The organism is Chryseobacterium indologenes (assembly GCF_002025665.1).
In the GTDB taxonomy this organism is placed as follows: Bacteria; Bacteroidota; Bacteroidia; order Flavobacteriales; family Weeksellaceae; genus Chryseobacterium; species Chryseobacterium metallicongregator.
In genome coordinates, this window is record NZ_CP018786.1 from 5,009,922 (window position 1) to 5,033,449 (window position 23,528).

Here is a 23,528-nt window from a genome sequence, read left to right on the forward strand (position 1 = left end):
AAAATAACATGAACTTAAAAAAATTTTTAAATGAAGAACAGGATCCTCAAGCTGTTGAAAAGCTGTTAGGAAGAATCAACAGTTTACTTACCTCACAAGAATTTGTAGAATATATAGCTGTTCAGAAGAAACCTGTGATCAATTTATCTCCTGATTGTATTGCTCTAACCAATAGAAGAATTATTTTCTGCAGGCCCAAAACCTTTGGCTTATCCATGGATTTTCAGGATTACAACTGGGTAGATATAGCTGATTGCCACATTAAGGAAGGAATTGTTGGTGCTACCTTTATTATGAGAACAACAAACAACTTTACCAATATGATGGATTATCTTCCTAAAAACCAAGCCAGAAAGCTATATCAGTTTGCACAGGAAGTAGAAGAAAGAATGCGTGGTGTAAGAAGAGAAAAAAATCTTGAAACTTTGAGAGCTTCCGCAGGAGGGGTTACTGTAAACAATGCGACCCCTATTATCACGCAACCTCAACAATTTCAGGAAGAAAAAAAGCCACTGCTAATAGAAAATGAAGATCCTTTTGCCTTATTGCAGAAGTTGAAAGACTTAAAAGAGAACGGAATAATCTCTCCCGAAGAATTTGAAATAAAAAAGAACGAAATTTTATCCAGAGTTTAAATTATGAAATCAAAATCTACCGCCGCATTACTTGCTTTTTTCCTGGGAGGATTAGGCATTCACAGATTCTACTTAAATCAGAATGGTATGGGAATACTTTATCTTGTATTTTGCTGGACATTCATTCCCGCATTAGTTGCATTTTTTGATTTCTTCGTACTTATTTTTATGTCTGAAAACCGTTTTAATTGTAAATATAATTTTAATACAGGATTTTAAACAGCATCATGAAACCATTTCTCACCTTCTGTGCGTTATGTTGTTTCGCTGGTATTTTCAAACTTCCTATAGAATATTATACTTTTCTTAGAATTATTATTTCCATTGGAGCTTTATTGGTTTTATACAATACGCTGAGCTCTAAACAACATTATTTCAGTATACTATTTCTAATCATTCTCATTCTTTTCAATCCCGTTTTCCCGATTTATCTGTATCGGAAAAACATTTGGATCCCAATTGATATTATAACGGGAATTTTATTTCTGCTGATCAATTTCATAGAAAGAAAAGAACAAAAAAAAGAAGAAGAAGAAATTATCGAAGAAACCTCAGAGCACTTACCTCCCATACACCAAAGAACTGTTTCCAGAGACAGAATTATTAATCCTAAAAAATAAGACAAGAATAACCATCATGGAAAACAATCAAATAACAGAATGCCTCAAAGCTCACTTTCTAAGACTCTATCAAATGGCAATCTGTGATGACGATTTCAGTGCATTAGAGCTGAAAATGCTTTATAAATGTGCAGAAGAAAGAGGTATTTCATCAAAAAATTTAGACGACATACTCTTAAATCCTATCAATTTAAAGTCATTGATACCCAAAACGATCGAAGAAAAGGTTGATTATCTGTATGACCTCACCGCCATGATCTGGGCCGACGGAGTTGTTTCTCCGAATGAATATTCTGCCATGCAAAAATATGTTCTGATGTTTGGATTTCTGGAAGAAAATACAACAGCTATTGTAGATTACCTCATTGAAGCCATAAAAATTGGCAAGAATAAAAGCGAAATTTTATATGAATTAAAAAACTAACACATCATGGATACCACCAGTATAAAAAATTTATTCAAACTCAAATCCGTTCCGATAGAACCAACATCGGAACCGTTTCCTCAAAACAATAACAATCCGGACAATGAATCTCTGGAAGAAACCCGGAAAAGAACCTATCATGAATCAGGGTACAGAGACAGCTCGCGAACCAACGGAAATCATTCTACCCTATCTATCTGTCTGGATGCTGTTTATTCAAAATTTCAGAATGAAGAAAAAGAAATGGTTGAAAAACAAAAAAATCTAAAAGAATCCTATGTAAATGAACAAAAGAACCGGGAAACTGAAATTAAAGCTTTATTCGTTTCACAAGAGACCAAAGAGGAACAATTAAAAAACAAAAGCACAGAAATTGAGAATCATCAGCATACCATTGAAACATTAAAAGCTGAGATCCTTGATCTTCCCAGGAACCCGGAAAAATATAATATAAAAGCTACAAGAGGTGCATCTGCAAAATTCTGGATCGGCCTGATTCTTTTGATTCCCATTACTCTATATTTAACAACATTTTATATATCAACATCATATTCAGCTTTCTTTAAAAGCTTCGATGCTAAAAGTACTATAATTCAAAGTGTTTTAGATGCTCAAGCTTTCAGTAAGGCATGGAACGAAGGAGTTATTGAAGGTGCTTTCGTTACCCTTATTCCGTTTGTATTTCTTGGATTAGGTTATTTAATTCATATGTTCTGGGAGAATAAAACGAGAGCCAACTATATCAAGCTTGGATTATTATTTATTGTAACATTTATTTTTGATTGCATTTTAGCCTACGAAATTGAATCAAAATTATATGAATTAAACAGAACCTTTAATTCTCCATCTTTTGATCTTAAGATTGCTTTTACCAAAATTCAGTTTTGGGGAATTATTTTTGCCGGATTTATTGTTTACATTATTTGGGGGCTGGTTTTTGATTTTGTAATGAAAGAACATCGTGAAAAGGATAAGATTAAAAACGAACAGGAAATCAGACAGAAAAAAGTCGAATTCTTTCAGGAAAAGATTAATGTTTTGAAAAAAGAAATTGAAGAAATCCTTGCCAGTATCGGAACGATAAAAGAAACCGTTATCAAGACACGAGGAAGAATCGAAGAGCTTCAGAATATTATCGACGGAGTCATCATTCCAACCAAAGATTACAAACTGTATGCTTCGGAATATGTTCAGGGCTGGATTACTTTTATTGGTGAAAAAATAGCCGTTTCAAGAACGGAAAAACAAACAATGATCGATGACTGTATTGTCACCTACAATACCAATTTAGAAACCGTAGGTGCTAATTCCGACAATCAGAATTTAGTGTATTTATCATCTTTATAACTGAAAATTATGAAAAAGATATTCTATTTATTATTCATTATTTCTTTGGCTTCTTGCTGTAAAGGTAAAGATGACGGAACAGAGATAGAAAAGAAAAATACTATTGTTGTTGATTCAAACAATATCAACCTCAGTATCCTGATTGATCTTTCAGACAGAATTGATCCGGCAACCAACCCTAATCCTACAATGCAATACTTTCAACGGGATACAGAGTATATTAAAGCCATTGAAAAAGGATTTTTAAATCATGTTAAATCAAAAAAGATCATCACTTATGACGATCAGATGCAGGTTTTCTTTAACCCTGAGCCTTCAGACCCAAAAATAAATGATTTCACAAAAGAGTTGAAAATTTCTTTTAATAAAGATATTCCAAAGAGCTATTTTGATTCTGTTGATAAAAAATACTCAGAATTACCTATAAACATTTATCAGTCAGCTATAAAAGACGGCAAATATGTCGGTTCGGATATCTGGGAATTCTTTAAAAACAAAGTTAATGATTATTGTATCAAACAAGATAAAAGAAACATTCTGTTCATTCTGACAGATGGTTATATGTATCATCAAAATACCAAGTTTGAAGAAAAAAAAGAAAATTCATATAAAACTTCCTATTTAACAACCAAACTTATAAAAGCCAACAACCTAACAACATCTGGTTTTAAAGATGCTATTGAAAAAAACGGCTATGGATTTGTAAAAGCAAATGAAAACCTGAGTAATCTCGAAGTCATTGTTTTAGGAATCAATCCGGAAAAAGGTAATCCTTTTGAAGAAGCTGTCATTAAGCAATATTGGGAAAATTGGTTTAAAGAAATGAAAATTAAAAAGTACCAGATCAAATCTGCTGATCTCCCATCCAATCTGGAGCCAATTATATTAAAATCTATTTCAGGGAAATAAAAAACACACTCCAATATATTTAACTATAAAAAAGCGAAGAATTAAATTTCCTCGCTTTTTTTATTTTCTTATCATTTCCGTATGGGGAATATCATCTTCCAGATATTTTTTTCCTGTATCTACAAATCCGAATCCACTATAAAATCTTAACAGATAATCCTGTGCAGATATTTTGATTTCAGAAGTATGAAAACGGTTTTCTATAGTTTCCACAGCATATTGTATTAACTGTTTTCCCAGGCTTTTTCCTCTTGCCTGCTCTGTAGTCAGCACCCTGCCGAAAGAAGTTTCATCATACTTTATCCCTTTGTCAAAGACACGGCAGTATGCCAGTACCTGTCCGCCTTCTTCTGCCCAGATATGAACCGCTTTCTGATCATAGTTATCCAGATCAGGATAAGGACAGTTCTGCTCAATAACGAAAACATCAATACGCGCCTTCAGTACCGAATACAATTCCGGAACAGTGAACTCATCAAACGTTTTGATTTTCCAGACCATATTACTCATCGAAACTTATATTATTATTCGTTAGAAATTCATTGGTCTTTTGTATAAAATTAAGAATGTTGTCTCCTCCTTCTTTCTTTTCTGCTGAGGTAACGTACAGTTCAGGAAGATCTTCCCAGCTCTTATGAAGCTCAGTTTTATAATCTTCAACATTTTTGACCACTGCGTTCGGTTTTAGTTTGTCTGCCTTGGTAAAAACAATCGAGAACGGGATTCCACTTTCTCCACACCATTGGATGAATTCCAGATCAATCTTTTGCGGAGTATGTCTTACATCTACCAGCACAAAAAGGTTAACCAGATTTCTTCTGTTCAGAATGTAATTGGTGATCAGCTTTTCAAAATCTTTTCGCTGAACCTTTGAAACCTTTGCATAGCCATATCCTGGTAAATCGGTAAGATACCAGTTTTCATTTACCAAAAAATGATTGATCAGCTGGGTTTTTCCTGGGGTCTGTGATGTTTTAGCAAGATCTTTGTGATTCATCATTGCATTGATCAGTGATGACTTTCCTACGTTCGACCTTCCGATAAAAGCATATTCGGGAATATTTGGTTCAGGGCATTCCTGCCATTTTCCACTACTCTTTACAAACTCTGCTGTCTTGATAATCATTTTTGAATGTATTTTAGAAAAATAAACCATTAAGAAAAGCTCTTAATGGTCATTTATATGTTTTAAACTTTATCTTTTATCCAGTTATACAGGATCTCATTGAATTCATCCGGTTTTTCCATCATGGCAGCATGGCCGCATTTATCAATCCAGAATAAGTCGGAATTAGGAATAAACTTGTGCATATCTTCTGCCACTTCAGGAGGAGTAACATTATCCTGTTTACCCCAGATCAGACAGGTAGGTGTCACAATCTTCGGAAGATCATTCAGCATATTGTGTTTGATGGCACTTCTTGCCAGCATTACGGTCTTGATTCCTTTCATTCTGTCATTCACTACTGCAAAAACTTCATCTACAAGATCTTCTGTGGCCACCTTAGGATCATAGAAAACTTCTTCCGTCTTCTTTCTGATGTAAGAACGGTCGTTCTTTCTCGGAAAACTGTCCCCGAAAGTTCTTTCATATAGTCCGGAGCTTCCTGTAAGAACCAGATTTTTTACCAGATCAGGTCTTGCCAAAGTCAGAATAAGCCCTACATGCCCTCCCATTGAGTTTCCTACAATAGTAACAGGACCGGAAATATGGCTCTCTATAAACTTGATAATATATTTTGCGATAGTGGTAAGATTCGTATTGAGTACCGGCAGATCATAGATCGGCAACTGAGGAACATATACTTTGAAGCCTCTATCCGAAAAAAAATCTACCATTTTATCGAAATTACTCAAACCACCCATTAACCCGTGCAACAGCACTAATGGATGTCCTTCTCCCGCTTCTACATAGGAATATTTCTTTTCTTTTTTTGTACTAAATATCATAAAACGCCTTAATAAAGCCCTGCAAAAATACAAATTAAACCTCAAAAAAATTTTGATTATCCTAATTTAAGATAAAAATAATATAATATTCTCCTTTTTAACTTTTTTTTTCAAAACGGCTTTATTATGGCTTAAATAGCACTTCCAACAAGTCTCTTCATATCAGCATTTTACATTATTGAAATTCAATCTTTAATAAAACTTATTAACATTGAGTCAAAAAGTGGGAAAAAGTGGGAAATTTTGGAAATTATTATATAAATTTGTCCCAAATGAAAAATTTCATTGGGACATATGAGTGTAAAATTGACGACAAAGGCCGCTTAAAAGTTCCTTCATCTTTAATCAAACAGATGGAAAACTTCGACGATAAGGCGTTTGTAGTCAAAAGATCTGTGTTCCAACCTTGTCTGGAAGTCTATCCTATGAATGCATGGGACAAACTGATGGGCAAAATTAATAAACTGAACAGGTTCATAAAAAAGAATGCTGATTTCATACGAATGTTTACGGCAGGAGTAAAAACAGTAGAATTGGATAATGCAGGAAGGCTACAGATCTCTAAAGACCTTACGGTTTTCGCAAATCTCCAAAAAGATATTGTGATTACCAGCGCAGGAGAGCTCTTCGAAATTTGGGATAAAGATGCCTATGAAAAGGTAATTTCCACCAATGAAGCTGATTTTGCAAGCCTTGCCGAAGATGTAATGGGCTCTTTCGATGAAGAATAACTGTAGGTTATTAATTGATTATAGTATTAAATAAAAAACACAATTAAGCATGTATCATAACCCCGTTTTGTTGAAGCAGAGTGTTGATGATTTGGTGACGAATCCTGACGGAATATATGTGGACTGCACCTTTGGAGGCGGAGGCCATTCAAGAGAAATCTTGAGCAGACTTTCCGATAAAGGGAGATTGTTCAGTTTTGATCAGGACCTAGATGCACTTAAAAATACAATTGATGATTCCAGATTTACATTGGTTAATCAGAATTTCAGGTTTCTGGAAAACTCATTACTGATGTATGGCATTTCACAAGTGGATGGTGTTTTGGCAGACTTAGGTGTGTCTTCTCACCAGTTTGATGAAGCAGACAGAGGTTTCTCCACAAGAAGCAATGCTCCTTTGGATATGAGAATGAATGTGATGCAGAATCTGGATGCCAAAAGAGTGATTAATGAATATGAAGAAAGCGAACTTGCAGACCTTTTCTATCATTATGGAGAATTAAGAGAAGCAAGAAAGCTGGCGAGAGAAATTGTTCACCACAGAAAAACTAAAAGTATAGATACTACGGAAGATCTGAAAAAATTGTTCAGCTACATTCCGCCTCATAAGGTTAATAAATTCTATGCTCAGCTTTTTCAGGCGATAAGAATTGAAGTAAACCAGGAACTTGAAGTATTGAAAGAAATGCTGGTTCAGGCTTATAATGTTTTAAAACCGGAAGGAAGATTAGTCGTTATTTCTTACCATTCTCTGGAAGACCGTTTGGTAAAAAGATTCCTGAAAAATGGAATGTTCGAAGGAGAACCGGAAAGAGATATCTACGGAAATTATAAAAAGGCATTCGAATTGATAAAGAGTAAAGCAATCATTCCTGATGATCAGGAAATCGAAGAAAACTCAAGAGCAAGAAGTGCCAAGATGAGAACAGGAATAAAAGTATAAAATGTGAATGGGTGAATCGTCAATAGTGAATCATTTAACAAAATAAAATTGACCATTGACATGAAGTAAATTCACTACAAAGCAAATTGACATAATAAATTGGCTAAAAGAACAACAAATCGCCCCCAGAAAAGACTCACTTTTATAGACATTATAAAAGGAAACTTTCTGAATCGTGATGAGATCAAAATACATTACAAGTATTTTCTCCTCTTGTTTGTTCTGATGATGGCCATGATTTATACCAACCATCTCGTCAATAAAAAAATAAAAATTGTAAACGCCTTAAAGGAAGAAACAGAAGAATACAAATCACGAAACGCTTACGCCCAGAGTAAGCTGATCAAAGTAAAAATGGAATCAGAGCTGGGGAAAGAGGTCGCCCGGGATTCATTGATGACCCTGGAAAACCACCCTCATAAATTGCTAATAAAACTGGACAGTACAGATGCAAAAGCAAAATGAATACGACAATAAACGTAAGAAAACGTTACGATGGGGCTACCTCTTTGCAGTGGTAGCTTTGTGCGTGTTTGTCATGTTCCTGGCAAGAATTGTCATCCTACAGAACACCAATGTCCAGGAAATAAAAGACGATTACATTAATAAAAATTATCGTGAAGCCACTTTAAAAGCTGCCCGAGGTAACTTGTTTGCTTCTGACGGTTCTATCCTTGCAACAACGGTGATGAGATATGACATCTATCTTGATTTCAAAACAATGAAAGATACGGTGTATTCCAACAACATTGGAGCACTGACGGATTCTTTGAGCAAAATGTTCGGAAAATCCAGAGGAGAATTCAGACAGAAGTTTGACGAACAGAAGAAAAAGAAAAACCAGTACTATACTCTGGTAAAAGGACTGGATTTCGATCAATACGACAGAATCCGAAAGTTTCCGATCTTCAAAAGAGGAAAAAATAAGGGAGGATTTATCGTTGACAGAAATTATAAAAGAGAATTAGCCACTTCAGAAATCGGAGCCGGAACCATCGGTATGGATAACGGAGAGCTTAGATCAGGACTGGAAGGAGCTTTCTCAAAATATTTAACAGGAACAGACGGAAAAAGACTGGAGCAAAGAATCAACTCTTCCCAATGGAAGCCTATCGACTTCTGGAAAGTTCAGGAACCGGTAGACGGAGAAGATGTTTATACAACTTTAGACCTTAGAATTCAAGACATTGCGCACTCCGCACTGGAGAAGCAGCTGATTAATTTCGAAGCTAAACACGGAACTGTCATTGTGATGGAAGTGGAAACCGGAAAAGTACGTGCTCTTGTTAATTTAAGAAGAACAGAAGAAGGAGAATACGAAGACTCTTATAACTATGCTCTGAAAGATAATATCGAACCTGGATCTACCTTTAAAACCATTTCGCTTTTAGCAGCAATGGACGACGGATTCATCGATGAAAACACAACGGTGAACGTAGGAAACGGAGTCTGGGTATATGCAAAACAGAGAATCTCTGACGGCCACGGAGGAGGAACATATGATATCAGTGATGTATTGGCAAAATCCAGTAACGTAGGAACTTCAAAGCTGATCACAAAGTATTATGCAGAAAAACCACAGATCTTCCTTGACCACCTGAAACGTTGGAAATTATTCGACAAGATGGATATAGAACTTCCGGGAATCACAAAACCGAAAATTGTAACTCCACAAAATAAAAGATGGAATGCCGCTACACTGGCTTCTATCTCTTATGGATACTCTTCCAACATCAACCTGCTACAGTTGACAACCTTCTACAACGGAGTGGCCAACGGAGGTAAAATGCTTAAGCCTTTATTCATTGATAAAATCATGAAAGATGGTAAAGTAATGTACAATGCGAAACCTGAAGTAATGGTGAACAAAATGGCTTCTGAAAAAGCCATTAAAATGATGACAAGTGCTTTAACCAAAGCGGTAGAAAAAGGAACAGGACGAAGCATCTTTACTCCCAACCTGAAAATGGCTGGAAAAACAGGTACTGCAAGATTTGAATACTGGCTGCCTGGTCCAATGAAATATCGTGCATCATTTGCAGGGTTCTATCCGGCTGATGCTCCAAAATATACATGCTATGTCATGATTAGTGAACCCAACACCGCAAAAGGATTTTATGGAGGTTCCGTTTCAGCTCCGGTGTTTAAAGAAATTGCAGGAAAAACATTCCTGAAAACACCTCAGAATATTGAAAAAGAAATGCTGGTAGACAAAAAGGTAAACCTGAGCAAAATGGTGGAACCGAATGTTAAAGTAGCAGTCAATGATAAGCAAATGCCCAATGTAGTAGGATTAATCGGTAAAAATGTAATCCCACAATTGGAAAACTTAGGCTACCGTGTCGATTATAAAGGAGTAGGAAGAATTAAAGAACAATTCCCTATGGAAGGCACAACAATCAGTAAGAACCAGAGAATTTATTTGTCTCTGCAGAATTAAAATAAAGATTTAAAACAAAATAAGGCAAAGCCTTATTGATAAAGATGATTATAACAGAATTAGTAAACAGAATCCCAGTAATCGAAATTCACGGTGATAACAACCGTGAGGTGACTGAATTGGTGATCGACAGCAGAAAGGTTATAGAAAACTCTCTTTACATTGCCATGAGAGGAACAGTGGTGGATGGTCACTCATTCATTGCATCTGCTATTGAAAAAGGAGCTGCCGCAATCGTTTGCGAAGAATTCCCTGAGACATTGGCGGATAATGTAACCTATGTTCAGGTAAAAGACTCATCTAAAGCTTTAGGCCATCTTGCCTCTAACTTCTATGGAAATCCTTCACAGAAACTGAAGCTGATAGGCGTTACAGGAACTAATGGAAAAACATCTGTTTCTACCCTTCTTTTTGATGTTTTCAAAAACCTTGGATATCCGGCCGCTTTACTTTCCACTGTAGAAATCAGAATTGGTGAAGAGATTATTCCGGCTACCCACACCACTCCTGATGTGATTACCATCAACAGGATTCTAGCCGAGGCTGTAGAAAAAGGATGTGAATTTGCTTTCATGGAAGTAAGCTCTCACGGAATTGCCCAAAACAGAATTGAAGGATTACACTTCAAAATAGCAGGCTTTACCAATCTTACTCATGATCATTTAGACTATCATAAAACCTTCGATGAATATTTAAAAACAAAGAAAAGATTCTTCGACCAATTAGAAGATACAGCCATTGCCATCACCAATGTAGATGATAAAAATGGAAACGTCATGCTTCAGAACACTAAGGCTAAAAAGAAGTCTTATGCATTGAAAACCATGGCAGACTATCACGGGAAATTATTGGAAGTAGATTTCAACGGAATGCTGTTGAATTTCAACGGAAAAGAATTCTGGACGACATTAACCGGGAAATTCAATGTATACAACTTACTGCTTGTATTCGGAATTGCTGAAGAACTTGGTTTTGAACAAGATGAGATTCTTCAGGCCATCAGCAAATTAAAAAGAGTTTCCGGAAGATTTGAAACCTTCAAATCCGATGGTGGAATTTTCTTTATCGTAGACTATGCGCACACGCCGGATGCTTTGGAAAACATTCTGGACAGCATCAACGATATCAGAACCAAAAACGAAAGATTAATCACCGTATTCGGATGCGGAGGAGACAGAGATCACTCCAAAAGACCTGAAATGGGAAATATTGCCACCAAAAAATCAACACTGGCAATCATCACTTCAGATAATCCGAGAACAGAAGATCCCACACAGATCATCAAAGAAATTGAAGCAGGTGTTGAACCTCAGAACTTCAGCAAATACACTTCAATTCCGGACAGAAAAGAAGCCATAAAAATGGCCATAAAGTTTGCAGAACCTAAAGATATTGTTTTAGTTGCCGGAAAAGGCCACGAAACCTATCAGGAGATCAATGGTGTGAAACATCATTTTGATGACAAAGAAGTAATTAATGACCTTTGGAAATTAATGTCCAAATAAATTGAAAGATTGAATTCATTGAAAGATTTAAAAATTTGATAATGACAAAGAATTTTGAAAATTTCCCAGTATATATCAAAAGTTTAGATCTTATTGAAAAAGTTTATTCATTTCTTCAGAGTCAAAGTTTTGAAAAAGAATTTGAATTAATAACCAGATAAAAAGAGCGAGCTTTTCAATTAGCAACAATATTGCAGAAGGCTCAGAATATAACAATAACAGACAATTTATTAGATATTTAAAAATTGCAAAAGGCAGCTGTGCTGAAGTAAGAAGTATGCTGATTGTAAGTAGAAGATTAAAATTAGGTAACGAAAATAAAGCGGAAGAAATCATTACCCTTTCAAGAGAAATTTCTTCAAACATATCAAACTTTATTAAGTATTTAAGTGAAAATATTGAGAAACCCAATCTTTAAATCTTTAAATAAATTAAATTTTTAAATAATAAAAAAATAGAAACATGCTATACTATCTATACGAATATCTAACCAACCATGGAATTCACGTTCCGGGATTAGGATTGTTGAAATACATTTCCTTCCGTGCCGGAATGGCTGTATTATTCTCGCTTATCATTGCTCTTGTCTACGGAAAAAGAGTAATCAATTATCTGAGAACAAAACAGATGGGAGAATTGGTGCGTGATCTTGGATTGGATGGGCAGAAACAAAAAGAAGGAACTCCTACCATGGGAGGGCTTATTATTATTTTGGCAACCATCATTCCGGTATTGTTGTTTACAAGAATCACCAACGTGTACATTGTATTGTTGTTAGTTTCAATGTTCTGGATGGGTGCCATTGGTTTCCTGGATGATTATTTAAAGAAAATTAAAAAAAATAAAGACGGTTTAAGTGGTAAATTCAAAATTGTAGGCCAGGTTGGTTTAGGACTAATTGTAGGAATTACCATGTATTTCCACCCGGACATTACCGTAAAAAGAAAATATGCAGATGCTAAAGTGGTCAACAGAAACAATGTAGAGCAAAACTTTATGCCTACAGAAAAAATTACCGTTTCTACCGTTCCATTTGCAAAAAATAATGAGTTCGACTATAGCGGAATTTTATTCTGGATGAATGATAAAGATGCCCATGAGTGGGCATGGATGGTCTTTATTCCGATCGTCATCTTCATTGTAACAGCCGTTTCAAACGGAGCCAATATTACAGATGGAATTGACGGTCTGGCAGCGGGAACAAGTGCCATTATACTGCTCACGCTGGCTCTTTTCGCCTACCTTTCAGGGAACATCATTTTTGCAGACTATCTCAACATCATGTTCCTTCCCAACATGGGAGAAACCACCATTTTTGCTGTGGCAATGGTAGGTGCTGTGATCGGATTCTTCTGGTACAATACTTATCCTGCACAGGTTTTCATGGGAGATACCGGAAGTTTAATGCTGGGAGGAGTGATTGCCGTTTTAGCCATTATTTTAAGAAAAGAATTGCTGATTCCTGTATTATGTGGAATCTTCTTAATTGAAAACCTGTCTGTAATGCTTCAGGTAGTTGTTTTCAAATACAGAAAAAGAAAATACGGGCTGGAATATGCCCAAAACAATAGACTATTCAAAATGTCACCATTACACCATCATTATCAAAAAGAAGGATTTCACGAAAGTAAAATCGTGAACAGAATGATCATCATCGGAGTAATATTGGCTATTGTATGTCTGATCACACTAAAAATGAGATAAAAATTAAAAGCTGTAAGCAATAAGCGTAAAGCTTAAAGTCTATAGCACAAAGCTTTTATAATATGAAAATAGTTGTTTTAGGAGGTGGAGAAAGCGGATGCGGCGCTGCTTATTTGGCTAAAAAGAAAGGTCTGGAAGTATTTCTTTCAGATAAAGGAGCTATTAAGGATAACTATAAGCAGTTTCTTACCGATAATGAAATTGAATTTGAAGAAGGAAATCACGATGAAGAAAGGATTTTAAATGCTGACTGGATCGTAAAAAGCCCGGGAATTCCGAAAAAGGCAGACATCATCAACAAAATTCATGACAAAGGAATCAGACTTTCCTCTGAAATTGAATTTGCCTCTGAATTTACAGATGCAAAGATCATTGCCATTACCGGAAGCAACGGAAAAACAACCACTACTTCCCTGATCTATTACATCCTGAAAAATGACGGATTGAATGTAGGTTTAGGAGGAAATATAGGATATAGCTTTGCCAAGCAGGTTGCAGATGAAAACCATGAATATTATGTACTGGAAGTAAGCTCTTTCCAGCTGGATGATATTCAAAATTTCAGACCCTATATCTCTTTATTGTTAAACCTGTCTCAGGATCACCTGGATCAGTACAACTACAATTATGAGGAATATGCTTTAGCTAAATTCAGAATAACAGAAAACCAGGAGAACGATAACTTCTTCATCTACAATAAAGATGATGAAATGAGTAAGAATCTTCTTGAAAAGCTTGAAATAAAAGCTAAAATGATTCCTTTCTCAACCAAAGAAAAGTTACCTGAAGGAGGTTTTGTGAACGCGGATGAGATTATAGTAAAAATGAAAGACGAATTCGCAATGAAAGTTGATGAATTGTCTCTTTTAGGAAACCACAATGTAGCGAACAGCTTAGCCGCTTCTATTGCCGGTAAGATATTAAAAATCAACAATGAAAGCATCAGACATTCATTGATGACATTCCAGGCCGTAGAACACAGATTGGAATTTGTAGCTGAAATTGATAGTGTAAAATATATCAACGACAGTAAAGCAACCAATGTAAATGCTACTTACTATGCCTTAGAAAGTATGAAAACACCAACCGTTTGGATTGTTGGTGGATTAGATAAAGGAAATGACTATACCGAAATTGAAGATTTAGTCAAAAGAAAAGTAAAGGCAATCGTTTGCCTTGGAGTAGATAATAAGAAGATCATCGATTTCTTTAAAGACAAAAAAGAAGTTATTTATGATACTTCAAGCATGGAAGAAGCCGTGAGAATTTCAAAATCACTGGCTAAAAAAGGGGATACTGTTTTATTATCTCCATGCTGCGCAAGCTTTGACCTGTTCAAAAGCTATGAAGACAGAGGACGCCAGTTTAAAGAACAGGTATTAAAGTAAAAATGTAAAATGTCAGATGTAAAAAGTACATTTTACTTTGTACATCATACATCAATACAAAATTATGGACGAACAGAACACAGAAAGCAGATTTGAATTTCTAAAGGGCGATAAAGTACTTTGGATGGTCATCCTTGTGATCTCCATTTTTTCTATTTTCCCTGTATACTCTGCAAGTTCAAATCTTGAATACATTGTTAATAACGGGACCACAACAGGTCACGTTATCAAACATATGTTCTTTGTAGTCTTGGGATTAGCAATTATGAGACTAGTGGGAACTATAAAATATGAATACATCGGAAAGCTCAGCAGTATTCTGCTCGGCCTTATGATAGTTCTGTTGATTGTTACCATGTTTACCGGGCAAACCATTGATGGAGCCAGTGCTTCCAGATGGCTGAAAATTCCGGGAACGCCAATCTCTTTCCAACCTTCCTCATTTGCCTTTTTAATGCTCATCATTTATCTGTGCAGATATTTGACCAAAAAAATCACCAGAGAAAGGCTTCCGATAGAGAATATCATGTATATTTTTGGGCCTATCCTGCTTGTTTTTGTATTGGTAGCCAAAGATAACGGTTCCACAGCATTAATGATTTTAATGGTTTCCGTAGTTGTTCTTATCATTGGACAGCTCCACTGGAAATACATTGCAGGATTTATTTCAGCCTCATTTGTAGCCATTGTATTATTTTTATTAATAGCTCTGAATACGAATATGATTGGCGGAAACCGTGTTCACACATGGATGAGCCGTGTAGAAACATTTACCTCAAGCAAAGCAAAATCAGCCGATGTAGATGATGAAAGCGTAAAAGCAAAAAATTATCAGGTAATGCAAGCCAAAGCAGCCATTGTTCACGGCGGGATTACCGGAATGGGACCAGGAAAAAGTGCCTTGAAACAAATGCTTCCTCAATCTGCCTCCGATTTTATTTTCGCAGTGATCGTAGAAGAATACGGAGTGATAGGAGCCGCTTTCCTGATCAGTTTATACCTGATCATGATGATAAGGATTGTAATGATTGCCAGTAAAATGCCGGCGTTCTTCGGATCGTTGCTCGTACTCAGTCTCGGGGTGATGATATTCATTCAACTTTCGGTAAATATTGCTGTTGCTGTAAATCTGATCCCGGTAACCGGACAGCCCCTGCCTTTGATCAGTTATGGAGGAACCTCAATGCTGGTGACCTATTTGCAGTTAGGTATTATTTTAAATATAAGCTCAAGGATTCAGATTTATGATGAAGAAGGAATGGGCAAAAAACAAAGTATAGCAGAAATAAACGATATCGCTTAAAATGGACAAAAAATTGAAAATACTATTATCAGGCGGAGGAACAGGAGGACATATCTTCCCGGCCATCGCCATTGCTGATGAGATCAGAAAAAGATTTCCTGATGCAGAATTTTTGTTCATTGGTGCCAACGGGAAAATGGAAATGGAAAAAGTTCCACAGGCAGGCTATAAGATTGAAGGAATTGATATTGCCGGAATCGATAGAGGAAATCTTTTATCCAATCTGGGACTGCCTTTCAAGATTCTGAAAAGCTTATCAAAATCCAAAAGGATTATTAAAAACTTCGCTCCCGATTTTGCAGTAGGAACAGGAGGATTTGCCAGTGGACCCGCTCTTTATGAAGCAAGCAAAATGGGAATTCCTATTTTCATACAGGAACAAAATGCCCATGCAGGAGTAACGAATAAAATTTTAAGCAAAAAAGCGAAAGCTGTCTTCACCGCTTACCCAAAAGTAGAAGGTTTTCCGGCAGAAAAAATAAAATTTCTGGGAAATCCGATTCGTGAAAATATTATTTCAGGAATGCAGGATACCGCTCAGGCAAAAGAAAAAATGGGATTAAATAAAGACAAACTTACAATCCTTTCTGTAGGAGGTTCTTTAGGCTCCAGAACATTGAATAATGCCTGGAAATCACATTTAAAAGAAATCGCAGATAAAGATTATCAGCTGATCTGGCAGACAGGAAAGCTTGATTATAAAGATATTGTAAACGAAACAAAAAATATAGGCACCAGAAATATTCAGATCCTTGAATTTATTAAAGATATGGAACTGGCTTATTCATCTGCAGATATCATTGTTTCCAGAGCTGGAGCTATTGCCATTTCAGAGTTGGCTGTAGCACAAAAACCGGTGCTTTTGGTTCCTTTCCCTTTTGCAGCGGAAGACCACCAAACCAAAAATGCCATGAATCTGGTGGAAAAGAATGCAGCCAGAATGGTGAAAGACTCTGAAATGCAGGAAAAATTCTGGAATACATTATCAGAAATCTGCGATAACGAAAGTGTAAGAAAAGAGATGTCTGACAATCTTAACTATTTTGCCAAGCCGAATGCCGCAAAAGAGATCGTAGACGAGATTTTTAAAGTAGTAACGAGATAATTTGAATAAGAGGAAATCTTTTAATCATTTAATCTTTCAATTTTTAAATAAATGAATAATTTACAAACATATCAGACTTTTTACTTCGTTGGAATCGGAGGTATCGGAATGAGTGCATTAGCGCGCTATTTCAATGCATCCGGAAAAAAAGTATTGGGCTACGATAAAACCAATACAAAATTGACTCAGAATCTGATGAATGAAGGTATTGATATTGTTTTTGAAGACCTTATTGATGAAAGGATAACTTCCCTTCAGAAAGAAAATACATTGGTAATCTATACCCCGGCTATTAAAACGCTTGGAATTTTAGACTATTTCAATCAAAATCAGTTTGAAGTTCTAAAGAGAGCTAAAGTTTTAGGATTAATTACAGAAAATACAGACTGCATCGCTATTGCAGGAACCCATGGGAAGACAACAACATCTACTCTCGTGGCTCACCTATGCAAAGAAGCAGATCTTCCTTTCTCATGCTTTTTAGGAGGGATTTCTGAAAACTTTAAATCCAACTTTCTTTACAATGGCTCCACTTATTCCGTAGTAGAAGCTGATGAATATGACAGAAGCTTCCTGAACCTGTCTCCGGACTGGGCAGTTGTGACTTCTACAGATGCTGACCACCTGGACATTTATGGAGATAAAAGCCATATTGAAGAAGGATTCAGACAGTTTGCAGCTTTAGTACCTCAGGACAAACAACTTTTTGTAAGAAAAGGACTGGAAATCGGCAGAGGACATCAGACTTATGCCGTAAATGAGCCCGCAGACTACTATTCGGATAATCTCCGTATGGATCATGATAAAATCTATTTTGACTTCCATACTCCAACGGAAACAATAAAAGATTTTGTCTGGGAAATTCCGGGAATTCATAATGTAGAAAATGCTACTGTGGCACTGGCTATTCTGCATAATTTAGGCGCAGATTTTGATACGCTGAAAAAAGCAATTGCCAATTTTAAAGGAATTAAAAGAAGATATACCAAACATATTTATCAAAACGGTAAAATTTACATTGATGATTATGCTCACCACCCTACAGAAATTAATGCTGTAATGGGCTCAATCAAAACATTTTATCCTGATAAAAAACTATTGGTAGCTTTCCAGCCCCATCTTTTCAGCAGAACAAGAGATTTCGCAGATGGTTTTGCAGAAAGTTTAAGCAAGGCTGATGAACTGATCCTTCTTGATATTTACCCTGCAAGAGAACTTCAGGAGAACTTTGAAGGGGTTACCTCAAGCTGGCTGTTGGAAAAAGTAACATTAGATAAAAAAGAAGTATCAACATTAACTGATGCTTTTGAAAAAATAAAAGAAAAAGATTTTGACATCCTTCTTACCGTAGGAGCAGGAAATATAGATACCCTGTATGATCCTATTTGTGAGTGGATAGACAAAATTTGAATATAATAAGTATAAACGCAATGCACGCAAAGAAAGAATAAGAATTTGTTCGCAAGGGCGTTTCACTTAGCAAAATGATAAAACAATACTTTTTGCTAAAAAAATTATAATATATAGCCACAGCTGAGTGAAACGCCTTAGCGAACGGATAAAATAATAAGATTGCTTTGCGATCATAGCGTTAAAATAAAAACACAAAATGTATGATAGAAAATGAAATTTCAGAAATTGTTTTCAATGCTGGAATGAAAATACATCGTACGCTTGGAATTGGACTTTATGAAAATGTATATGAAGAATGTTTAGTTTATGAGCTAAAAAATAGAGGATTAAATGTAGAAAGTCAAAAAAATATTGACATTGAATATGAAGAGTTGAAAATTTCTAAAGCGTTCAGAGTAGATTTATTAATTGAAAACAAGGTAATAATTGAAATAAAGGCAGTTCAGGAAATTAATGACTATCATTTTTTTCAGCTTTTAAGTTATTTAAGAATAACAGATATAAAACTTGGAATGATTTTAAATTTTCATTCAATGTTATTTAAAAATGGGGTAAAACGAGTTGTAAATAAATTATAAAGAAAATAAAATTGCTTTACGTCCTTTAGTGGCTAAAGAAAAATATGAAAAATAAATACAGAATATTAAAAATTGTTGTCACTGTAATTATCTTAGGATTGTTACTAAGCTTCTCATTGCGCAGATTCAGTCGTGAGCAGATTACGGACAATAAGATTTCTGTAAAAATGAGCGAGAAAACTCCGGTATATTTTGTTGACGAAAAAGACATCAGGGAAATTGTGAAAAAGGAAAATCCTTCAGGAAAAGTGGGAGATCTTAACATTCCTTCTTTGGAAAAAAAGATCAATTCCCTGCCAGCAGTAGACAGTGCCAATGTTTATCTGAACCTGAACGGAAAACTCAATCTGGATATCAAACAGAGAGTCCCTGTTTTCAGATTAAATAAAGACGGAAAAGACTTTTATGTGGATGAAAAAGGAATTGAATTTCCTATTTCAAGAACCTATTCACACCCATGTATGCTGGTAACCGGAAACGTACATCCGGATGAATATGAAAAGCTGGCGGAACTGGTAGAAAAGATAGACAAAGATGATTTCAGTAAGAAATATTTTATCGGAATCTCTAAAAGTAAAGATAGCTATAGCCTTCTGACAAGTGAAGGAAACTACAGAGTAGAAATTGGAGACCTTGATAATATTGATTTTAAAGTAAAAGGATTTAAAACCTTTGTAGAAAAATACCTTGTGTATCAAGACCCTCAGAAATACAGCATGGTTTCTGTAAAATATCAGAATCAGATTGTCACTACTTTAAACCCCTATTTTAAAGAAAATGACAGTATTTTAAAGGCAGGAAAGATGGAATTGGCAAAAGTTCCTTCCCCAACAGCCGCTAAAAAGACGGAAGCTAAACCCAAAATAGCAGAGGTAAAAAAAAGTAACTCCACTTCAGTAAAACCGAAAGAGAGTACCAAACCGAAAGGACCAACAAAAGAAACTAAAAAAGTAGAGAAAAAGCCACCCGTCAAGGCGCAGTCCAAGCCTAAGGCAAAAGTAAAAATAGAATAAGTCCCTCAGGGCATTTAATACACAAATAGGAGCCTATCCTTATAGATAAAAAAGTAGAAAAAATCAAATCGATATAAAATGGAAAATCAAGAGTATTCAGTAGGTCTGGACATCGGGACAACGAAGATAGTCGCGATTGTCGGAAGAAGGAATGCACACGGGAAAATAGAAGTTCTCGGTGTAGGAAAAGCTAAAAGTCTTGGTGTTCATAAAGGTATTGTGAATAATATTTCACAAACTATTAATTCAATCAAGGCTGCAGTATCCGAAGCACAATCCAGTGCTGGAGTTCCTATCCGCAAAGTTACGGTAGGTATTGCAGGAAAACACATCCGTTCTCTGCAGCACTCCGATTATATTATGCGTGAACATCCTGATAAATTTATTACAGACGATGACATCGAAGCATTAAAAGATCAGGTAAAAAAGCTGGTTATGCTTCCTGGAGAAGAAATTATCCACGTACTTCCTCAAGAATACAAAGTGGATTCCGAGGGGGAAATTCAGGAACCTGTCGGAATGCATGGAAAACGTTTAGAAGCCAACTTCCATGTTGTAGTAGGGCAAATGGGCAGCATCAGAAATATTGCAAGATGCGTTCGTGAAGCCGGACTAGAAATGGAAGCCCTTACTTTAGAGCCATTGGCATCTTCAGAAGCTGTCCTTACAAAAGAAGAAAAAGAAGCCGGTGTAGCCATTGTTGACATTGGTGGTGGTACCACAGATATTGCAATCTTCAAAGATAATATCATCCGTCATACCTGTGTGATTCCATACGGAGGCGGAATTATTACCGAAGATATCAAAGAAGGCTGTTCCATCATAGAGAAACATGCAGAACAACTGAAAGTAAAGTTTGGTTCGGCAGTTCCCGAATTAGAAAAAGACAGTACTTTTGTAACCATTCCCGGGCTTCACGGAAGACCGGATAAAGAGATTTCTTTAAAAACATTAGCGCAAATCATCAACGCAAGAGTAGAAGAAGTTTTGGAAATGGTAAATACAGAACTGAAAGCTTACGGTGCTTTTGAACAAAAGAAAAAACTGATTGCCGGAATCGTTCTTACAGGTGGTGGTTCAAACCTTAAACACCTTCGTCAGCTGGCCAATTACACAACAGGTTTTGATAGCAGAATCGGTTTTGCGAATGAATATATCGCCAATGATAAAAATCAATATCTGAAAGGCCCTGAATTTGCTACCTCTATCGGATTACTGATGGAAAGTTTAAAGATCAGAGACAAAAAACAGAATACTGATGAAGAGATAGAAGTTGTTGCTGAGCAGCCTAAACAAGAAACAGCTGCAGTACAGCCGGAAACGGTTCAGCCTATTCAACAGGCAGTACCCGTTCAGGAGCAGCAGTCTTTTGAAAATGAAAAGCAAGAGAACAGAAAAGCGAAATTGACCTTTGGACAATCGCTTATGGAAAAAGTAAAAAAATTCTTTGAAGAAGTAGAATAAATATAAATGATACAAGATTAATGGTTAATGATAGTTGGAAATAATTTAATATTTATTAATTTAATAACGAATATCATTCATCAGTAATCATCTATCACTTATCAATTATTAAAAGTATAGTTATGGAAAATATAGGTACACAAGGATTTTCATTTGATTTGCCCAAAGGAAATTCATCCATCATAAAAGTAATCGGTGTAGGAGGCGGTGGAAACAACGCTCTGAAACACATGTACGAGAAAGGAATTCACGGAGTTGATTTCGTGATTTGTAATACAGATGCTCAAACGTTAGATAATAACCCGGTAGCCAATAAAGTTCAGTTGGGAACTTCTATCACAGAAGGTCTTGGAGCTGGAGCCGATCCTGAAGTAGGAGAAAAATCAGCCATCGAAAGTATTGAAGATATCAAGGCTGCTATGGGCCAAAACACCAAGATGGTGTTCATCACTGCCGGAATGGGTGGTGGTACAGGTACCGGAGCCGCTCCTGTCATTGCAAAAGTAGCAAAAGACATGGGAATTCTTACTGTAGGTATTGTTACCGTTCCTTTTAGTTTTGAAGGTAAAAGAAGACTGGATCAGGCTGAAAATGGCCTTGATAAACTAAAAAATAATGTTGATTCATTAATTGTGATCAACAATGACAAGCTAAGACAACAGTTTGGAAACCTTGGGTTCAAACAAGGGTTTTCAAAAGCTGATGAAGTTTTAGCCAATGCTGCTAAAGGTATGGCAGAAGTTATTACAGGTTACTTTGATGTAAACATTGACTTTAGAGATGCTAAATCTGTACTTCAGAATTCCGGTACAGCATTGATGTCTACTGGAACTGCTTCAGGTGAAAATAAAGCCGAAGAAGCCGTAAGAAAAGCCCTTGATTCTCCGTTATTGAATGATAACAAGATCACAGGTGCTAAAAACGTATTGTTATTGATCAGAAGTGGGGCTGAAGAAGTTACCATGGATGAGATCGGTATCATCATGGACCATATCCAGAAAGAAGCAGGAAACACAGCAGATATCATTTTCGGGGTGGGTGCTGATGAAGAATTAGGAGATGCTGTAAGCGTTCTTGTGATTGCAACAGGATTCTCTAACGATAATAAGAAATTTGCAGGACCTACAGAAAAAATCAGAATCAGTCTTAACGACAGTTTTGAAGCTCCAAAAAACTCTCCTTTCAAAACAAGAGAAGAAAGAGAATCAGCTCCTGAGACAACTCATGATTTTGGAGGAAAAAACCTTTTCAGACTGGATGACGAAGACCATGATACTCCGTTCAATGTGACGTCTACTGAAAAAAAAATGATTATTGAAGAAGAACAGCCAAGAACTGAAATAAAATTCTTTGATAAAGAGGAAGATACGGTAAATGCACCGGAACAAAACTGGAGAAATGAAGAAGAAGGAGAAGAAGAATACAGCTTATTAGCTATTGATGAAGAACATGACGACCCTAACGATCTTGAGATCCAGTCTTTCTCATTTGATTTTGAAAATAAGAAAGAGGAACCACAATCCGGAACTCCATTCAACAATTCATTTTCAAATGAAAAACCTGTTGAATTCAGTTTCTTTGTAAATGAGCCTATCAGAAATGAGCCTAATAGCGATTTTGGACAGCCTAAAGCAGAATTTAACACTCCTACCAATGCTGCGGTAGCTGAACCAGCTCAAAAGATTGAAACATTCTACCAGAAACAGGAAGAACCAAAGGTTGAAACAAGATCAACTTTTGAAAACAAAACAGAAATTGAAACGCCGAAAACTGAAGAATCAGAATTCACTTTCGTGAATAAAACGATTGATCAGGACAGAGTAATTGAAAGAAGAAATAAATTAAAAGAATTCAACTCCCGTTACCAAAATTTTGATAGCACAAGTGAATTCGAATCTATTCCTGCTTTTAAAAGAAAAAATATTTCTATCGACGGAAACAATGCATCAGACCAGAATATCAACACTTACCTGTCTGATAACAACGGATCTATGCAGATCAGAGAAAACAGATTTTTAAATAAAGATGTAGATTAAACGCTATAAGCTATACGCAG

The 23,528-nt window shown here is 36.0% G+C and carries 24 protein-coding genes; 21 read left to right on the forward strand and 3 right to left on the reverse strand.

Features of this window, described 5'->3' with window-relative positions:
* Window positions 1-8 precede the first annotated feature (8 nt).
* The 6 genes from BUE84_RS22595 to BUE84_RS22620 are packed head-to-tail and all read left to right on the forward strand — an operon-like array spanning window position 9 to window position 3,935.
* Window positions 9-635 (forward strand): PH domain-containing protein, encoded by a 627-nt coding sequence (locus tag BUE84_RS22595; RefSeq protein WP_079243590.1) that lies wholly within the window; start codon window positions 9-11, stop codon window positions 633-635.
* Between the two features lie 3 nt (window positions 636-638).
* The gene (locus BUE84_RS22600) at window positions 639-854 is read left to right on the forward strand and encodes a TM2 domain-containing protein (protein WP_079243591.1); all 216 of its coding nucleotides are present in this window, start codon (window positions 639-641) and stop codon (window positions 852-854) included.
* 8 nt (window positions 855-862) lie between these two features.
* Complete coding sequence (locus BUE84_RS22605; protein ID WP_079243592.1) at window positions 863-1,255, forward strand: DUF6804 family protein; 393 nt, start codon at window positions 863-865, stop codon at window positions 1,253-1,255.
* A gap of 16 nt (window positions 1,256-1,271) precedes the next feature.
* On the forward strand, window positions 1,272-1,679 hold the full coding sequence (locus tag BUE84_RS22610) for a hypothetical protein (RefSeq protein WP_079243593.1): 408 nt from the start codon (window positions 1,272-1,274) through the stop codon (window positions 1,677-1,679).
* A 6-nt stretch (window positions 1,680-1,685) separates the two neighbouring features.
* Window positions 1,686-3,026: a beta-carotene 15,15'-monooxygenase gene (locus tag BUE84_RS22615; protein ID WP_079243594.1), complete on the forward strand. Its 1,341-nt coding sequence runs from the start codon at window positions 1,686-1,688 to the stop codon at window positions 3,024-3,026.
* Window positions 3,027-3,035: 9 nt separating this feature from the next.
* The gene (locus BUE84_RS22620; RefSeq protein WP_079243595.1) at window positions 3,036-3,935 is read left to right on the forward strand and encodes a hypothetical protein; all 900 of its coding nucleotides are present in this window, start codon (window positions 3,036-3,038) and stop codon (window positions 3,933-3,935) included.
* Window positions 3,936-3,995: 60 nt separating this feature from the next.
* Here the strand turns inward: BUE84_RS22620 and BUE84_RS22625 are convergent, their stop codons facing one another.
* From BUE84_RS22625 to BUE84_RS22635, 3 genes are all read right to left on the reverse strand, one after another.
* Window positions 3,996-4,445, reverse strand: a complete 450-nt coding sequence (locus tag BUE84_RS22625; RefSeq protein WP_079243596.1) for a GNAT family N-acetyltransferase — start codon at window positions 4,443-4,445, stop codon at window positions 3,996-3,998.
* Complete coding sequence (gene yihA / locus BUE84_RS22630; RefSeq protein ID WP_079244017.1) at window positions 4,438-5,061, reverse strand: ribosome biogenesis GTP-binding protein YihA/YsxC; 624 nt, start codon at window positions 5,059-5,061, stop codon at window positions 4,438-4,440. The genes BUE84_RS22625 and yihA overlap by 8 nt, the downstream gene beginning before the upstream one ends.
* Before the next feature lie 62 nt (window positions 5,062-5,123).
* Window positions 5,124-5,885, reverse strand: a complete 762-nt coding sequence (locus BUE84_RS22635) for an alpha/beta fold hydrolase (protein ID WP_047426276.1) — start codon at window positions 5,883-5,885, stop codon at window positions 5,124-5,126.
* A 272-nt stretch (window positions 5,886-6,157) separates the two neighbouring features.
* Between BUE84_RS22635 and mraZ the strand changes: the two genes are divergently transcribed.
* From mraZ to ftsZ, 15 genes are all read left to right on the forward strand, one after another.
* Window positions 6,158-6,616, forward strand: coding sequence for a division/cell wall cluster transcriptional repressor MraZ (gene mraZ / locus BUE84_RS22640; RefSeq protein ID WP_062672632.1), 459 nt, complete (start codon window positions 6,158-6,160; stop codon window positions 6,614-6,616).
* Between the two features lie 49 nt (window positions 6,617-6,665).
* A complete protein-coding gene (gene rsmH / locus BUE84_RS22645) occupies window positions 6,666-7,559 on the forward strand; it encodes a 16S rRNA (cytosine(1402)-N(4))-methyltransferase RsmH (protein WP_079243597.1) in 894 nt (297 codons plus the stop codon).
* A gap of 99 nt (window positions 7,560-7,658) precedes the next feature.
* Complete coding sequence (locus BUE84_RS22650; protein WP_002981890.1) at window positions 7,659-8,024, forward strand: FtsL-like putative cell division protein; 366 nt, start codon at window positions 7,659-7,661, stop codon at window positions 8,022-8,024.
* Window positions 8,008-9,999: a penicillin-binding transpeptidase domain-containing protein gene (locus BUE84_RS22655; protein ID WP_079243598.1), complete on the forward strand. Its 1,992-nt coding sequence runs from the start codon at window positions 8,008-8,010 to the stop codon at window positions 9,997-9,999. The genes BUE84_RS22650 and BUE84_RS22655 overlap by 17 nt, the downstream gene beginning before the upstream one ends.
* Window positions 10,000-10,043: 44 nt before the next feature.
* Complete coding sequence (locus tag BUE84_RS22660) at window positions 10,044-11,504, forward strand: UDP-N-acetylmuramoyl-L-alanyl-D-glutamate--2,6-diaminopimelate ligase (RefSeq protein WP_079243599.1); 1,461 nt, start codon at window positions 10,044-10,046, stop codon at window positions 11,502-11,504.
* A gap of 190 nt (window positions 11,505-11,694) precedes the next feature.
* The gene (locus BUE84_RS24875; RefSeq protein WP_238594432.1) at window positions 11,695-11,922 is read left to right on the forward strand and encodes a four helix bundle protein; all 228 of its coding nucleotides are present in this window, start codon (window positions 11,695-11,697) and stop codon (window positions 11,920-11,922) included.
* A 44-nt stretch (window positions 11,923-11,966) separates the two neighbouring features.
* Window positions 11,967-13,208 carry a phospho-N-acetylmuramoyl-pentapeptide-transferase gene (gene mraY / locus BUE84_RS22670; protein ID WP_079243600.1) on the forward strand — a complete coding sequence of 414 codons (1,242 nt, stop codon included), beginning with the start codon at window positions 11,967-11,969 and terminating at the stop codon, window positions 13,206-13,208.
* 62 nt (window positions 13,209-13,270) lie between these two features.
* Window positions 13,271-14,596 carry a UDP-N-acetylmuramoyl-L-alanine--D-glutamate ligase gene (gene murD, locus BUE84_RS22675; protein ID WP_079243601.1) on the forward strand — a complete coding sequence of 442 codons (1,326 nt, stop codon included), beginning with the start codon at window positions 13,271-13,273 and terminating at the stop codon, window positions 14,594-14,596.
* Between the two features lie 64 nt (window positions 14,597-14,660).
* Entirely contained in the window at window positions 14,661-15,899 is a 1,239-nt protein-coding gene (locus BUE84_RS22680) for an FtsW/RodA/SpoVE family cell cycle protein (RefSeq protein ID WP_034694212.1), read from the forward strand.
* A 1-nt stretch (window position 15,900) separates the two neighbouring features.
* A complete protein-coding gene (gene murG, locus BUE84_RS22685) occupies window positions 15,901-17,004 on the forward strand; it encodes an undecaprenyldiphospho-muramoylpentapeptide beta-N-acetylglucosaminyltransferase (protein ID WP_079243602.1) in 1,104 nt (367 codons plus the stop codon).
* A gap of 51 nt (window positions 17,005-17,055) precedes the next feature.
* A complete protein-coding gene (gene murC, locus BUE84_RS22690) occupies window positions 17,056-18,414 on the forward strand; it encodes a UDP-N-acetylmuramate--L-alanine ligase (RefSeq protein ID WP_079243603.1) in 1,359 nt (452 codons plus the stop codon).
* Between the two features lie 203 nt (window positions 18,415-18,617).
* Window positions 18,618-18,995, forward strand: coding sequence for a GxxExxY protein (locus BUE84_RS22695; protein WP_079243604.1), 378 nt, complete (start codon window positions 18,618-18,620; stop codon window positions 18,993-18,995).
* 44 nt (window positions 18,996-19,039) lie between these two features.
* Window positions 19,040-20,008: a cell division protein FtsQ/DivIB gene (locus tag BUE84_RS22700; RefSeq protein WP_099049867.1), complete on the forward strand. Its 969-nt coding sequence runs from the start codon at window positions 19,040-19,042 to the stop codon at window positions 20,006-20,008.
* 78 nt (window positions 20,009-20,086) lie between these two features.
* Entirely contained in the window at window positions 20,087-21,472 is a 1,386-nt protein-coding gene (gene ftsA / locus BUE84_RS22705; protein ID WP_079243605.1) for a cell division protein FtsA, read from the forward strand.
* 122 nt (window positions 21,473-21,594) lie between these two features.
* Window positions 21,595-23,508 (forward strand): cell division protein FtsZ, encoded by a 1,914-nt coding sequence (gene ftsZ, locus BUE84_RS22710; RefSeq protein WP_079243606.1) that lies wholly within the window; start codon window positions 21,595-21,597, stop codon window positions 23,506-23,508.
* Window positions 23,509-23,528 lie beyond the last annotated feature (20 nt).

Coding starts and splice junctions, on each gene's coding strand:
- BUE84_RS22595 (WP_079243590.1), top strand. CDS start 9: ATGAACTTAAAAAAATTTTTAAATGAAGAACAGGATCCTCAAGCTGTT.
- BUE84_RS22600 (WP_079243591.1), top strand. CDS start 639: ATGAAATCAAAATCTACCGCCGCATTACTTGCTTTTTTCCTGGGAGGA.
- BUE84_RS22605 (WP_079243592.1), top strand. CDS start 863: ATGAAACCATTTCTCACCTTCTGTGCGTTATGTTGTTTCGCTGGTATT.
- BUE84_RS22610 (WP_079243593.1), top strand. CDS start 1,272: ATGGAAAACAATCAAATAACAGAATGCCTCAAAGCTCACTTTCTAAGA.
- BUE84_RS22615 (WP_079243594.1), top strand. CDS start 1,686: ATGGATACCACCAGTATAAAAAATTTATTCAAACTCAAATCCGTTCCG.
- BUE84_RS22620 (WP_079243595.1), top strand. CDS start 3,036: ATGAAAAAGATATTCTATTTATTATTCATTATTTCTTTGGCTTCTTGC.
- BUE84_RS22625 (WP_079243596.1), bottom strand. CDS start 4,445: ATGAGTAATATGGTCTGGAAAATCAAAACGTTTGATGAGTTCACTGTT.
- yihA (WP_079244017.1), bottom strand. CDS start 5,061: ATGATTATCAAGACAGCAGAGTTTGTAAAGAGTAGTGGAAAATGGCAG.
- BUE84_RS22635 (WP_047426276.1), bottom strand. CDS start 5,885: ATGATATTTAGTACAAAAAAAGAAAAGAAATATTCCTATGTAGAAGCG.
- mraZ (WP_062672632.1), top strand. CDS start 6,158: ATGAAAAATTTCATTGGGACATATGAGTGTAAAATTGACGACAAAGGC.
- rsmH (WP_079243597.1), top strand. CDS start 6,666: ATGTATCATAACCCCGTTTTGTTGAAGCAGAGTGTTGATGATTTGGTG.
- BUE84_RS22655 (WP_079243598.1), top strand. CDS start 8,008: ATGCAAAAGCAAAATGAATACGACAATAAACGTAAGAAAACGTTACGA.
- BUE84_RS22660 (WP_079243599.1), top strand. CDS start 10,044: ATGATTATAACAGAATTAGTAAACAGAATCCCAGTAATCGAAATTCAC.
- mraY (WP_079243600.1), top strand. CDS start 11,967: ATGCTATACTATCTATACGAATATCTAACCAACCATGGAATTCACGTT.
- murD (WP_079243601.1), top strand. CDS start 13,271: ATGAAAATAGTTGTTTTAGGAGGTGGAGAAAGCGGATGCGGCGCTGCT.
- BUE84_RS22680 (WP_034694212.1), top strand. CDS start 14,661: ATGGACGAACAGAACACAGAAAGCAGATTTGAATTTCTAAAGGGCGAT.
- murG (WP_079243602.1), top strand. CDS start 15,901: ATGGACAAAAAATTGAAAATACTATTATCAGGCGGAGGAACAGGAGGA.
- murC (WP_079243603.1), top strand. CDS start 17,056: ATGAATAATTTACAAACATATCAGACTTTTTACTTCGTTGGAATCGGA.
- BUE84_RS22695 (WP_079243604.1), top strand. CDS start 18,618: ATGATAGAAAATGAAATTTCAGAAATTGTTTTCAATGCTGGAATGAAA.
- BUE84_RS22700 (WP_099049867.1), top strand. CDS start 19,040: ATGAAAAATAAATACAGAATATTAAAAATTGTTGTCACTGTAATTATC.
- ftsA (WP_079243605.1), top strand. CDS start 20,087: ATGGAAAATCAAGAGTATTCAGTAGGTCTGGACATCGGGACAACGAAG.
- ftsZ (WP_079243606.1), top strand. CDS start 21,595: ATGGAAAATATAGGTACACAAGGATTTTCATTTGATTTGCCCAAAGGA.